The 12488-nt window shown below is 72.9% G+C and carries 12 protein-coding genes; 5 read left to right on the forward strand and 7 right to left on the reverse strand.

Annotation, left to right across the window (positions count from 1 at the left end):
- Positions 1-4: 4 nt before the first annotated feature.
- Positions 5-1210, forward strand: coding sequence for a cysteine desulfurase family protein (locus VI078_13955; protein HEY6000387.1), 1206 nt, complete (start codon positions 5-7; stop codon positions 1208-1210).
- Here the strand turns inward: VI078_13955 and VI078_13960 are convergent.
- On the reverse strand, positions 1207-1701 hold the full coding sequence (locus tag VI078_13960) for a hypothetical protein (GenBank protein ID HEY6000388.1): 495 nt from the start codon (positions 1699-1701) through the stop codon (positions 1207-1209). The two genes, VI078_13955 and VI078_13960, sit on opposite strands and share 4 nt — an antisense overlap.
- A gap of 78 nt (positions 1702-1779) precedes the next feature.
- Here VI078_13960 and VI078_13965 point away from each other — a divergent pair, with 78 nt between their 5' ends.
- Positions 1780-2049 (forward strand): hypothetical protein, encoded by a 270-nt coding sequence (locus VI078_13965; GenBank protein ID HEY6000389.1) that lies wholly within the window; start codon positions 1780-1782, stop codon positions 2047-2049.
- Here the strand turns inward: VI078_13965 and VI078_13970 are convergent.
- The 3 genes from VI078_13970 to rpiB are packed head-to-tail and all read right to left on the reverse strand — an operon-like array spanning position 2046 to position 5504.
- Positions 2046-3314 carry a PhoH family protein gene (locus VI078_13970; protein HEY6000390.1) on the reverse strand — a complete coding sequence of 423 codons (1269 nt, stop codon included), beginning with the start codon at positions 3312-3314 and terminating at the stop codon, positions 2046-2048. The two genes, VI078_13965 and VI078_13970, sit on opposite strands and share 4 nt — an antisense overlap.
- Before the next feature lie 16 nt (positions 3315-3330).
- Complete coding sequence (locus tag VI078_13975; protein ID HEY6000391.1) at positions 3331-5028, reverse strand: glucose-6-phosphate isomerase; 1698 nt, start codon at positions 5026-5028, stop codon at positions 3331-3333.
- Positions 5025-5504 (reverse strand): ribose 5-phosphate isomerase B, encoded by a 480-nt coding sequence (gene rpiB / locus VI078_13980; GenBank protein HEY6000392.1) that lies wholly within the window; start codon positions 5502-5504, stop codon positions 5025-5027. Before rpiB ends, VI078_13975 begins: the two co-directional genes overlap by 4 nt.
- A gap of 113 nt (positions 5505-5617) precedes the next feature.
- On the opposite strand from rpiB, the gene VI078_13985 reads away from it, so the two are divergent.
- Positions 5618-6436, forward strand: coding sequence for an amidohydrolase family protein (locus VI078_13985; GenBank protein HEY6000393.1), 819 nt, complete (start codon positions 5618-5620; stop codon positions 6434-6436).
- A 490-nt stretch (positions 6437-6926) separates the two neighbouring features.
- Here VI078_13985 and VI078_13990 read toward each other — a convergent pair whose 3' ends face one another.
- From VI078_13990 to miaB, 3 genes are all read right to left on the reverse strand, one after another.
- Positions 6927-7745 (reverse strand): cysteine peptidase family C39 domain-containing protein, encoded by an 819-nt coding sequence (locus VI078_13990; protein HEY6000394.1) that lies wholly within the window; start codon positions 7743-7745, stop codon positions 6927-6929.
- A 287-nt stretch (positions 7746-8032) separates the two neighbouring features.
- Entirely contained in the window at positions 8033-8257 is a 225-nt protein-coding gene (locus tag VI078_13995) for a hypothetical protein (GenBank protein HEY6000395.1), read from the reverse strand.
- A 35-nt stretch (positions 8258-8292) separates the two neighbouring features.
- Positions 8293-9633 (reverse strand): tRNA (N6-isopentenyl adenosine(37)-C2)-methylthiotransferase MiaB, encoded by a 1341-nt coding sequence (gene miaB, locus VI078_14000; protein HEY6000396.1) that lies wholly within the window; start codon positions 9631-9633, stop codon positions 8293-8295.
- Between the two features lie 130 nt (positions 9634-9763).
- On the opposite strand from miaB, the gene recJ reads away from it, so the two are divergent.
- Together recJ and mutL are read left to right on the forward strand one after the other, a co-directional pair.
- Complete coding sequence (recJ, locus tag VI078_14005) at positions 9764-11491, forward strand: single-stranded-DNA-specific exonuclease RecJ (GenBank protein ID HEY6000397.1); 1728 nt, start codon at positions 9764-9766, stop codon at positions 11489-11491.
- The coding region (mutL, locus tag VI078_14010) for a DNA mismatch repair endonuclease MutL (protein ID HEY6000398.1) at positions 11488-12488 on the forward strand (1001 nt) is incomplete at its 3' end. The genes recJ and mutL, both read left to right, overlap by 4 nt.

Below are 12488 nucleotides of genomic sequence, written 5' to 3' on the forward strand. Positions count from 1 at the left end.
AGCGATGGGAGAGAACCGCACCGTCTACTTCGACCACGCCGCGACGACCCGCACCGACCCCCGGGTGCTCGCGGCGCTGCTGCCGTACCTCGGCGAGGAGTACGGCAACCCCTCGGCGCAGTACTACCCCCTCGGCCAGCGCGCGGCGCACGCCGTGGACGAGGCCCGCGCGCGCGTCGCCGCGCTCGTCGGCGCGAAGCCCGAGGAGATCATCTTCACCTCGGGCGGGACCGAGGCCAACAACCTCGCGATCAAGGGGATGCTCGCCGAGGCGCCGAAGGGCAAGGACCACGTCGTGACCTCGAACATCGAGCACTACTCCGTGCTCAACGCGCTGCGCGCGCTCCAGGGCAGGGGGCTGTCCGTCACCTACCTGCCGGTGGACGCCGGCGGCCTGCTCGACCCGGCCCGGCTGCGCGCGGCGATCACCGAGCGCACGGCGCTCGTGGCGGTGATGCACGCCAACAACGAGATCGGCGTGGTCCAGGACATCCCGGCCCTGGCGGCGGTGGCCGCCGAGCGGGGCGTGCCCTTCTTCAGCGACGGCGTGGCCTCGGTCGGCACCGTCCCCGTCGACGTCGGCGCGCTCGGCGTCAGCGCGCTGAGCCTCGCCGCCCACCAGTTCTACGGCCCCAAGGGCGTCGGCGCCCTCTACCTGCGCGCCGGCACGAAGCTCGGGCGCCTCTTCGACGGCGGGCTGCAGGAGCGCGGCTACCGCTGCGGCACCGAGAACGTCCCGGGGATCGTCGGGCTCGGGACGGCCGCGACCATCGCCCGCGAGGAGCTGCCCGCCTGGAACGCCCGGCTGGCACCCCTGCGCGAGCGGCTGCGCCGCGGCCTCGCGGAGACGATCGACTTCCTGAACTTCACCGGTCACGCCGAGCGCCGCCTTCCCGGCCACCTCTCCTTCTGGATCGAGTACGTCGAGGGCGAGTCCCTGCTGCTGTGGCTCTCGATGAGCGGCGTCTGCGCGGCGTCCGGCTCGGCCTGCTCCTCGAACATCAAGGGCGAGGACGAGGAGGACCTGTCCTCCTCGCACGTGCTCACCGCGATCGGCGTCCCGCCGGAGATCTGCCACGGCTCGATCTGCTTCTCCCTCGGCAAGGACAGCACGGGGGAGGAGGTGGACTTCGTCCTCGGGATCATGCCGGGGATCGTGCAGCGGCTCTGGGCGATGTCCCCGCTCTACGCGGAGCGGGTGAAGCGCTAGAAGAGCTTGACGAAGACCGTGAACGTGGTCTTGGCGCTGCGGGTGCCGTTGAGGTCCTCGAGCCAGACTTGGAGGCGGTGCGGCCCCTCGACGGTCGGCGTGATCTTCACGTCCGTGACCTCCCGGACGCCGGCAGCCCCGATGAAGACGTCCGTGAACGTCGCGGTGTAGCTGATGTTGCCGTCGAGGTCCCGGACGGTGAGCGAGTCGATGTCGGCCGCCGCGTCGAAGTACGAGAAGCGCAGGGCCAGGGTGTCGGCCGTCAGGTCGTTGGGGTTGACGGTGATGCCCGCCGCCGGGTCACGGTAGACGGGGGCGGGCGGAGGTTCGTCGGGATTGGACGGCGGCAGCTGGATGCCCACGCCAAGCAGTTCCATCCGCGGCGGGTCGGGGTCGTCCCCCACGTCCTCGAAGACGCCGCCGAGCTTGGCGCAGCCGGGGAGCAGAACTGCCAGGGCGCAGATCAGGAACGGGCGGCGCATGCCGGTCATGGACGAGACTGTAGCCGCGGCCGACACCCCTTGTCAATCGGCCGGCGCGGCCGCCGGCGACGGCGAAAACAGCGGGCCGTGACGATCCCCGGCAACCCGAAGGAGTTCGCCCGCGACATCGCCGGCGGCTTCTTCGTCTTCAACCAGGCGACCTGCCGCCAGTTCGCGCCCGCGGAGCTCGCGACCCTCTACCGGCTCCTCGAGCACGTCGCCCGCGAGATCCGGGCCGAGCAGATCCCGCTCGACCAGATCGTCGAGATCCAGCGGCGCAACCAGCGCCTCGGCCGGGCGAACACCGCGATGATGTTCATCCGCAACCACGCCAAGCGCCACCGCATCGTCCTCTAGAGCAGCACCGCGGCCTGTTCGGCGAGGGCGGAGCGCGCGCTCATCTCCAGCTGCAGGTAGCAGAAGTTCTCCTGCTCGATGAAGCGGCTGATGAGGTACGAGAGCCCGTTCGACGTCGCGTCCAGGTACGGCTGGTCGATCTGGTCGAGGTCGCCCGTGAGGACGATCTTCGTGCCCTCGCCGCAGCGCGTGATGATCGTCTTGACGTCGAGGGGCCGCAGGTTCTGCGCCTCGTCGACGATGAGGAAGCGCCGCGGCAGGCTGCGGCCGCGGATGTACGTCAGCGGCTCGATCTTCACGATGCCCGACTCGATGAGGTAGTCCGAGCTCTTGTAGCGCCCCGCCGCGCCGCGCGCGTCCTTGCGCTGGTCGCGGGGCGTGGCCACGATGACGTCGAGATTGTCGTGGACCGGCTGCATCCAGGGCCCGAGCTTCTCCTCGACCTGCCCGGGCAGGAAGCCGAGGTCCTGGCCGAGCGGGACGATCGGCCGCGCGACCATCACCTGCTCGTACCCGGTCCGCTCCGCCGGGGTCCGCGCCGCGCGGAAGTCCGCGGTCTGGTCGATCCCCGCCGCCAGCGCCAGCAAGGTCTTGCCGGTGCCGGCCTTGCCGGTGAGCGCGACGACGTCGATGTCGGGCGTCACGAGCGCGTCCAGCGCGCACTCCTGCTCCACGTTCTTGGCGCTGATCCCCAGGACCGAGCGCCGCCGTCGCACCGGCTCGGGGTCCCCGCCGCCGCGCAGCCGCAGCAGCTGGTCGCCGTCGCGCCGGTAGACGACCGAGCGCACGTCGCAGCCCGCGCCCTCGGGGAGCAGGCGCCCGCAGCGCTGGAAGATCGTGGTCTTGTCGTTGCGGTAGTCCTGGGCCGCGACGCCGAGCGCCTCGGACTTGATCCGCACCGCAAGGTCCTTCGAGACGAGCACCACCGGCTGGCGGCTGTGCGCGCCGAGGCGCACCGCGGTCATGATGATGCTGTTATCGGCGCTGGAGCGCGCGCGGCCCGGCACCTCCTCGTTGGTCTCGACGCGCAGGCTCCCGCCGTGGGGCAGCGGCACCCCGCGCGAGAGGTTGCCCTGCTCGCGGAACGAGTCGATGAGACGCAGCGCGTGGCGCACCGATGTCGGGATCTCGCCGTGGCCGCGCTTGAGTCCGTCGAGCTCCTCGATGACGGCGATGGGCAGCACGATCTCGTTGTCCTCGAAGCGCAGGAGCGCCTCGGGGTCGTGCACGAGGACGTTCGTGTCGATGACGTAGATCTTCTCCATGGCCCCCTCCCGCGCTTCAGGCCGGCGGTGCGACCGCCCCCGCCAGCGACCGCAGGGCCGCGGCGACCCCCGGCCCCTCCTCCCCCACGCACACCCGCAGCACCCGCCGCCCGACGGCCTCGAGCGCCCGCAGATCGCCGATGGACTGCGCGCTCTTGAGCACGCCGAACCCGATTGAGCCCGCCCCCGACCCGAAGTCGTCGGGGATCGTCTCGTCGTCCGCGTTCGCACTCACCAGCTGGATGAAGACGCCTCCCGGCCCGCCCTTGTGGAGCTGGCCCGTGGAGTGCAGGAACCGCGGGCCGAACCCCGCGGTCACGGCGCGCCCCGTGCGCGCGCGCACCGCCGCGCCCAGCTCCTCCAGGGCCGCCGCCGCGCCCCCCGGGTCCACGAACGCCTGGAGACCGACGAAGTCACCCGGCTGCGCCGCCGCCAGCAGGCGCATGATCTGCGCGGGCGCGGCGCCCGCATCGACCTCGCTCGCGGCCACCGGGAGCGCCCCCCGCTCGCGGTAGGCGGCGATCACCGCGCGGGCCTCGCGCTTGGCGGCCTCGACGTCCGGCTGGTCGAACGGGTTCACCCCGAGCAGGTGGCCGGCCACCGCGGTCGCGAACTCCCAGCGGAAGAACTCGCCGCCGAGTTCCAGCCGGTCCGCGATGCGCAGCTCCAGCACCGGGTGCCCCGCGGCCGCAAGGGCGTCGGGCACGCCGTCGTGATCGCGGTCCCCGTCGAGCAGCAGGAACACGAAGAGCCGCTCCGGGCGATACTGCCCCGGGGTCGCGGGGCGCTCGCCCGTGACGGGGACGATGCCACGCCCCTGCTTGCCCGTGCTCTCGGCGACCAGCTGCTCGACCCAGGCACCGAAACCAGCGATCCGCTCCGAGCAGACGATGGTCAGCTTGTCCCGCCCGATGAGGGCCATGGCCCCGGCCAGCGCTCCGAGCGCGACGCCGGGGTTCGTGTCCGCCACCCCCGCCGCGCACCGCGCGGCCATGGCCTGCGCGGAGGCGAGCAGCCGCTCCAGGTTGACGCCGTCGAGCGCGGCGGGCACCAGGCCGAAGTGCGTCAGCGCCGAGAAGCGCCCACCCACGTCCGGGTCGTTGAGGAAGACCTCCCGCGCGCCGATGCGCCGCCCCATCTCCTCGAGCGACGAGCCCGGATCCGTGACGATCACGAAGCGCCGGCCTGCCGCCGCCGCGCCCAGGCGCGCCGCGGCCGCCGCGTGGAAGTACTTGAAGAACGAGAGCGTCTCGACGGTGCCCCCGGACTTCGTCGAGACCACGTACAGACTGCTGTCGGGCGGGTGGCGTGCGGCTGCGGCGCGGACCGCGACGGGGTCCGTGCTGTCGAGGACGGCGACGGGGGGATGGCCGGGCGCCGCGCCAAACGTCGCCGTGAACAGCTCGGGGGCCAGGCTCGAGCCGCCCATCCCCAGGAGCAGCGCCTCCCGGATGCCCTCGGCGCGCACTCCCCGGGCAAACGCCGCGATCCGCGGCAGCTCGCGCATCATGTCCGCCGGAGCGCGCAGCCAGCCGAGGCGGTTTGCGACCTCTGCAGGCGCCGGCTGCCAGAGCGTGTGGTCGCCGGCCCAGATGCGCGCGGCGGCGCGCGCGGCGGTGCAACGGGCAAGCGCCGCGGCGAACGCGTCGCGGCAGGTCGCGTCCAGCAGCAGCCGGGCCCGCGGCGCGCCCGCGGCCGGCTGCGGGGCGCTCACGCCCCCTCCTTCTTCTCCCAGCTCCCGGGGCCGTAGCGCTTCCCCAGGTCCTCCATCTTGCCCAGGCGCCGGCGGTACCGCTCCTCCGGGACGAACCGCGCCGCGAGGAACGCCTTCACCGCATCCCGCGCCAGCTCGATGCCGATGACGCGCGCGCCCAGCGCCAGGACGTTCATGTCGTCGTGCTCGACGCCCTGGCGCGCCGAGTAGCAGTCGTGCCCCACGCCGGCGCGGATCCCCTCCATGCGGTTGGCGGCCATCACCGCGCCGATCCCGCTGCCGCACAGCAGCAGCCCGCGGTCGACTTCGCCGCTCCGGATCGCCAGGCCGAGCTTTTCGGCCGCGTCCGGATAGTCGGACGGCTCCTGCGAGTGCACGCCCAGGTCCTGGACGGTGTGGCCGAGCGAGCGGATGAACGGCACCAGTTCCTGCTTCAGGGGGAATCCGCCGTGGTCGGACGCGATCGCGATGCGCATGGTCGTAAGCCCTCCCTGCCGATGGTTGTAGCCTCCGCGCCGTCGCGCTGTCAATCGCGCGCACGCGGCGGCCGGCCCTTGACGAGGGGCGCGCGGCAGATTCAAATGGCCCGATGGAAGTGCGTGGGCCCGTCATCGACATCCACACCCACGCGTTCCCGGATGCGCTGGCGCCGCGGGCGATCGCCCACCTGGAGCGCCGGGCCAACGTCACGGCGGCGCTCGACGGCACGGCCGGCGCCCTCGTGGCCTCGATGGACCGCGCCGGGATCGCGGCCTCGGTCGTCTGCGCCGTGGCCACCGCGCCGGCGCAATTCGAGCCGATCCTGCGCTGGTGCGCGGCGATCGGCTCCGCCCGCCTGCTCCCGTTCCCCTCGGTGCACCCCGGCGCCCGGGACGCGGCCGCCGAGGCCGCGCAGGTCGCGGCCGGCGGCTTCCGCGGCGTCAAGCTGCACCCGGAGTACCAGGACTTCTTCGCCGACGACCCCGCGCTCGATCCGCTGTACCGCGCCCTCGAGGAGCGGGGCCTGGTCGCCCTGTTCCACGCCGGGCACGACATCGGCTACCCGGACTCCGACCGCGCGGCGCCGGCGCGGCTCCTGGCGGTCCACCGCGCCTTCCCCCGGCTGCCGATCGTCGCCTCGCACCTCGGCGGCTTCCGCCGCTGGGACGAGGTCGCGGCGCAGGTCGTGGGCAGCGGCCTGTGGCTCGACACCAGCTACACGATCGGCCACATCCCCCCGCAGTTGCTGCGGGAGATCCTCCTCGGGCACCGCCCCGACCGGCTGCTGTTCGGCTCGGACTCGCCCTGGGAGGACCAGCGGTCGGCGCTCGCATCCGTGAGGGCGCTGGATCTGCCCCCAGCCCTGGAGGAGCGCATCCTGGGCATCAACGCCGCCTCCTTGCTCGGAATCGCCCTCGCTCACCCCTGAAGGGGCTCCGTCGGCAAGCAGCCGCGCGGTAGTTCGCGGACCTTGTCCCTTCAGGCTCCGCAACCCAAGCTTCCAAGGGAGAGCGAGAGCGAATCCCGTCCCATTGGTGAGCCTAGGCTGCCTGGGCGAGAGCGAGCGGATTTTTGCGTTCGGACAAGGCAGCGGAAATGGGCGCGCGGAGGTGGCCTCGTGGCCACCGCACAAGCAGCCCTTTCCGCAACGCAGTCCGGGCGCGAAAAGCCCTCGCTATCGACCCGGGCCTCAGCTGCACTGGCTGCCCGCGAGCAGTCATGCGGGGATTTTTCGTCCTGGCAAGGCAGGACGCAAACTCGCGAGGAGGCGTCCTGACGCGGGTCCCAGAGCGAGCGGATTTTCGTGTCCTGGCAAGGCAGCCCGGATGGGCGCGCGGAGGTGGCCTGGTGGCCACCGCACAAGCAGCCCTCCGGGCAACGCTGCCAGGGCGCGAAAAGCCCTCGCTATGGACCTGCGCCTATGGCTTGAGTGCCTCCCGGTTCAGGATGCAGGCGAGGCTGACGAGCGCGCGCCGCTCGTCGCGCGGCCGCATATGCAGGCCATAGGCGCGCGCCACGACCGCGAGATTGCGCAGTTCCGTCCGGTAGAAGCGCTTCGAGACCTCCCCGTCCCAGGCCGCCACCGTCTCCACGAGCAGCGGCGCCGCGCGCACGAGGAACCGCCACGCCGCGTAGCTGTCGTCGGCCCGCGGCGGATGGCGCCTGCCGAAGATCGCCAGGACGTCGCCAAGGTACCGGTCCCACCCCTCGCGCAGGTCCTCCCGGCGACGCAACCCCTCGACGAGCTCGTTGTCGACGACGCCCCGCGGATGGCGACGCCGTTCGCGCGGCCGGACCGCGATGAAGAAGAAGTACGGGTCCGTCTCCCCCGTCTCCCTGCGGAAATGCGCCCAGCGTCGCCGCAGGGCGTCCGGCTTGACAAGGGCCGCCACGTCCAGCGCCTTGGGGTCGAAGAGCGCGACGCCGTTGCGGTTGGCGCCCGCGACGGAGACCCAGTGCATCCAGTTGTCCACGCAGAGGATGCAGGGCTGTCCGTTCTGCGCGTACCGCATGAGGCTGCGGAAGGCCGCGGGGAAATGCCGATAGCTCCGGAAGACCGCCTCGCAGCCGTACCGGCGCGCCGCCTTCGCGATGCCGCCCTCGTCCGTCCCCCAGAAGGTGGTCTGGGATGCCCTGCGCAGGTCCTTTTCGTCGACGCTCTTGCCGAGAAAGGTCAGGGCGTACCGCAGGGCGGCCGCGCCGCAGGAGTACTCCTTGTGCTGCTGTTCGAACGCCACGGGCCCGCCCGCCTTTCCTCCGTACCGCACCGCACGCGGGAGGCACTCGCACCTGGTGACGCCCACGTGCAGGGCAAGGTAGGCCGGGAGATTTGTCCTGTCAATAGAGCGTTGAGTAATCGTGTCTTATCAAGCTCTTTGCGCCACAGACCTGTGACTGAATATCAACACAGGAATGACGACGTCCGGAGGTTGCCGCCCTGTGTTCCCGCATGGCGATGAAGTGCCCGCGAGGAGCGCCGCCCGGGGCGGGTGCACCGAGCGGCGCGAAACGGAAGCGGGCGGAGCTACTCCTTCTTCGCCTTCTTCCCCTTGGGAGGCGCCGCGCGGCGCAGCGCGTGCGTCGTCCGCCGGTAGTCCCGGCGGATGCGCGCGAGCTTCTCGCCCTCCTTGGCCTCCTTCGCCTGCTCGCGCGCCTTCTTCAGCTGCGCGAGGCGCTTCTTGAGCGTCGCCTTGTCCTTCGCGGCCTTCGGTTTCGCCGCTCCGGCCTTCTTCCCCTTCTCTGCCGCCATGCTCGCATTCCTCCCTGTTCGTTGTACTCCCGCTGCTATCGGGCGACCGCCGCGGCTCCCGCGAGCTGCCGGCCATGAAGGGACAGGAACCCTGCCCCGTTGATCTCGACGCACACCAGGTCGCCGGGCGCCGGCTGCGACGGCGCGGCGAAGTTGACGATCTTGTTCCCCCGCGTCCTGCCCGTGAACTCGTCCGCGCTGCGGCGGCTTGGGCCTTCCACCAGCACCTCGACCTCGGCGCCGACGAGGCGCGCATTGACCTGCTCGGTGACCTCGCGCTGGAGCGCCTGCACCTCGATGAGGCGGGCGGCCTTCTCCTCCTCGGGGACCACCCCGTCCATGCCGGCGGCGGCCGTCCCCTCGCGCGGCGAGTACCGGAAGGAGAAGATCGCGTCGAAGCGCAGCTCCTCGAGGGCGGCGAGCGTGCGCCGGAACTCGGCGGCGCTCTCGCCCGGGAAGCCGACGATGATGTCGGTGGTGACCGCGACGCCAGGCACCATCCCGCGCAGCTCGCCGACGATGCGCCGGTAGTCCTCCAGCGTATAGCCGCGGTTCATGCGCCGCAGCACGGTGTCGGCGCCGGCCTGCAGCGGCAGGTGCACGGCCTCGCAGACCGAGGGCAGGTCGCGCACCGCCCGCATCAGCCCCGCCGTGAAGTCCTTCGGGTGCGAGGTCGTGAAGCGCACCCGCGGGATGCCGCAGCTGCCGTCGATCGCGCGCAGCAGGCCGGGGAAGTCGGCGGCCGGCTGCAGCCCGCGCCCGTACGAGTTGACGTTCTGTCCGAGCAGCGTCACCTCGCGGCACCCGCCACGGCCCAGGGCGGAGACCTCCGCCAGGACCTCCACCGGGGGACGGCTGCGCTCGCGCCCGCGCACGAGCGGGACGACACAGTAGGCGCAGAAATTGTCGCACCCGTGCATCACGTTGACCCAGGCCTTTATCGCGCTGGCGCGCAGCGGCGTCGCCGGGTGCCCCGGCGCCTCGTCCTCCCCGGTGTCGACCGCCGGCCGCCCTGTCGCCCGCACCCGCTCGAGCACCTCCGCCAGCGCGTCGAAGCGCCGCGTCCCGACGACGGCATCCACGGCGGGAAGCCGCTCGAGCACGCGCGGGCCGAGCTGCTGGGCCACGCACCCCGCGAACACCAGGAGCGTGCCGGGGCGACGACGCTTGATCTGCCCGTACCGGCCGGCGAGGCTGAACGCCTTCTGCTCCGCGCGGTCGCGGATGCTGCAGGTGTTGACGAGGATGACGTCGGCGTCCTCGGGTGAGGCGGCCATGCGGTAGCCCTCGGCCCTGAGGATGCCGGCCATCTTCTCGGTGTCGGCCTCGTTCATCTGGCAGCCGAGGGTCTCGAGCCAGGCGGATCGGTTCACCATAGGGCGCGCATCATACCGCATGCGCAGCCGTCGCGACAACGCCGGTGCGCCTTCGGGCACGCGGGCGGGGGCGCGCCTTGACGCGTCGGCCCGGCCGCTGGTACGTTCAGGCCCGGCAATGCGTCCCCCCATGAACGCGACGACCTGGAACCTGCTCAGCCCGCCGCCGGATGCCGTCGACCGCATCGAGCGGGACCTCGGCGTGTCCGCGACCCTCGCGCGGGTGCTCGTGAACCGCGGCTCGGGCGACCCGGACGCGGCGGGCCGCTTCCTTGGCCCTTCGCTCGGCCACCTGCACGACCCGCTGGCGATGCGCGGCATGACGGATGCCGTCTACACGGTCGCGCGGGCGGTGCGCGAGCGGCGCCAGATCCTCGTCTGCGGCGACTACGACGTCGACGGGGTCACCGGCACGGTGCTGCTCGTCGACTTCCTGCGGCGCCACACGCCCGCGGTCTCCTACCACATTCCCCACCGCACCGACGACGGCTATGGGCTGCACGCGGCAACGGTCCGCCGCTTCGCCGACGAGGGGGGCTCGCTGATCGTCACGGTGGACTGCGGGGTCTCCGACAGCGCCGAGATCGGACTGGCGCGCTCGCTCGGCATCGACGTCGTCGTCACCGACCACCACGAGCCGCCGGGGCGGCTGCCCGCGGCGAACGCCGTCCTCAACCCGCGGCGACCCGGCTGCCGCTACCCGTTCAAGAGCCTCGCGGGCGTCGGCATCGCCTTCAAGCTGGCGCAGGCGCTCTCCCGCCTGATCGGTCCCGGTGCGCACCCGGGCGGCGACGAGCAGCTCTTCTCCTACCTCGACCTGGTCGCCCTCGGCACCGTCGCCGACATCGCCCCGCTTGTCGGCGAGAACCGCGTCCTCGTGCGCCACGGCCTCGAGGTGCTCGGCTCGGGCTCACGCCTTGGGGTGCGCGCGCTGCTGCACACGGCGGGCATCGAGACCAGGCCCCTGCGCGCGGCGCAGATCGGCTTCGGGCTCGGCCCGCGCATCAACGCCGCGGGCCGCCTCGACCGCGCGGACACGGCGGTGGAGCTGTTCCTCACCGACGACCCGCGCCGCGCCCGGCACCTCGCCGAGCTGCTCGAGCGCCAGAACGCCCGCCGCCGCGAGATCGAGACGCAGATCCGCGAGGAGGCGCTCCGCATCGTCGAGGAGTGCGGCACGGACGACCGCATCCTCGTGCTCGCCGCGCCCGGCTGGCACCCGGGCGTCATCGGCATCGTCGCCGCGAAGATCGCCGAACGCTACTGTCGCCCGGCGCTGCTGGTCTCCACCGGCCGGGACCCGGGGAAGGGCTCCGCGCGCTCCGTGGCCGACGCGAACCTCTACGCGGAGCTCTGCCGCGTCCGCCACCTCTTCACGGCGCTCGGCGGCCACGCGCACGCCGCGGGCTTCTCGATCCGCGAGGCGGACATCCCCGCGCTGCGCCGCGAGCTCAACGCCGGCACGCGCCTGGCCGGGGCCTCCCGGCGGATCGACATCGACGCGGACCTCGCCTTCGCCGACCTGCGCCCCTCCCTCGTGGAGGAACTGCGGCGCCTGGCGCCCTTCGGCCACGGCAACCCCGAACCGGCCTTCGCCACGCGCGCGGTGCGCCTGGCGCAGCCGCCGCGCACCGTCGGCAGCAACCACCTGCGCCTGACCCTCGTCCAGAGGCCGCACGCGCGCTCCTTCATCGGTTTCAATTTCGCCGGCTTCGCGGCGGACCTCGCCACGGGCATCGGCGTGGACGTCGCGTACGACCTCGACCTCGAGGGCGCGCCCCGCGGCGGCTGGGAGCGCTACCGCCTGCGCGACATCCGCATTCCGGACCGGACGGCACCGCCTCCCGCCGCACCGTGACGCAGCGCATCCGCATCCTCCCCGAGGAGACGATCAACCGCGTCGCGGCCGGCGAGGTGGTCGAGCGCCCGGCCGCTGCCCTCAAGGAGCTGCTCGAGAACGGCATCGACGCGGGCGCGGCGAGCGTCGCCGTCGAGCTCGAGCGCGCCGGCAAGGGGCTGATCAGCGTCACCGACGACGGCGCCGGCATGGGGCACGACGAGCTGCTCCTCGCGCTCGAGCGCCACGCCACGAGCAAGATCGCCTCGGTCGAGGACCTCGGGCGCGTCGCGACGTTCGGCTTCCGGGGCGAGGCGCTGCCGAGCATCGCCGCGGTCTCGCGCCTGCTGATCGAGACGCGCGAGCGCGGCGCGCACGCCGGCACCCGGCTCGAGGCCGACGGCGGGCGCATCCTGCGCGTGGCGCCGTGCGGCTGCCCCGAGGGGACGCGCGTCGAGGTGCGCGGGCTCTTCCACACCGTCCCGGCGCGGCTCAAGTTCCTGCGCACCGACGCCACGGAGCTGGGACGCTGCCTCGAGGTGGCCTCCCGCCTCGCCCTCGCCTGCCACCGCGTCGCCTTCAGCGTCCGCCACGGCGGCCGCGACCTGCTGCGGCTGGCCCCCGCGCCCGACCCCGGGACGCGGCTGCGCGGGCACCTCGGCGTCGAGTTCTTCGCGGGGCTCCTGCCGGTGCGTGCCGCGCGGGACCTGGCCGCCGTCTCCGGGTACTTCTCGCGCCCCGGCGCCGGGCGGCCCGGCGCGGAGCACCAGCAGCTCTTCGTCAACGGCCGCCCCGTCCGCGACCAGCTCCTCGCGCAGGGCATCCGCGAGGCCTGCCGCGACCACTTCCTCCAGGAGCCGGCGGGCGCGTCGTGGTACCTCTGGATCGAGCTGCCGCCCGAGGAGGTCGACGTGAACGTGCACCCGACGAAGCGCGAGGTGCGCTTCCGCGACCTGCCGGCGGTGCGCGGACTGGTGACCGAGGCGGTGCGCGAGGCCCTGCGACGCGACCGCGCGGC

It is taken from the genome of bacterium (assembly GCA_036524115.1).
Classification (GTDB): Bacteria; JAUVQV01; JAUVQV01; order JAUVQV01; family DATDCY01; genus DATDCY01.

What these genes read in the sequence shown, in the direction of transcription:
- VI078_13955 (HEY6000387.1), top strand. Translation starts at nt 5, where the DNA reads ATGGGAGAGAACCGCACCGTCTACTTCGACCACGCCGCGACGACCCGC.
- VI078_13960 (HEY6000388.1), bottom strand. Translation starts at nt 1,701, where the DNA reads ATGACCGGCATGCGCCGCCCGTTCCTGATCTGCGCCCTGGCAGTTCTG.
- VI078_13970 (HEY6000390.1), bottom strand. Translation starts at nt 3,314, where the DNA reads ATGGAGAAGATCTACGTCATCGACACGAACGTCCTCGTGCACGACCCC.
- rpiB (HEY6000392.1), bottom strand. Translation starts at nt 5,504, where the DNA reads ATGCGCATCGCGATCGCGTCCGACCACGGCGGATTCCCCCTGAAGCAG.
- VI078_13985 (HEY6000393.1), top strand. Translation starts at nt 5,618, where the DNA reads ATGGAAGTGCGTGGGCCCGTCATCGACATCCACACCCACGCGTTCCCG.
- VI078_13995 (HEY6000395.1), bottom strand. Translation starts at nt 8,257, where the DNA reads ATGGCGGCAGAGAAGGGGAAGAAGGCCGGAGCGGCGAAACCGAAGGCC.
- miaB (HEY6000396.1), bottom strand. Translation starts at nt 9,633, where the DNA reads ATGGTGAACCGATCCGCCTGGCTCGAGACCCTCGGCTGCCAGATGAAC.
- recJ (HEY6000397.1), top strand. Translation starts at nt 9,764, where the DNA reads ATGAACGCGACGACCTGGAACCTGCTCAGCCCGCCGCCGGATGCCGTC.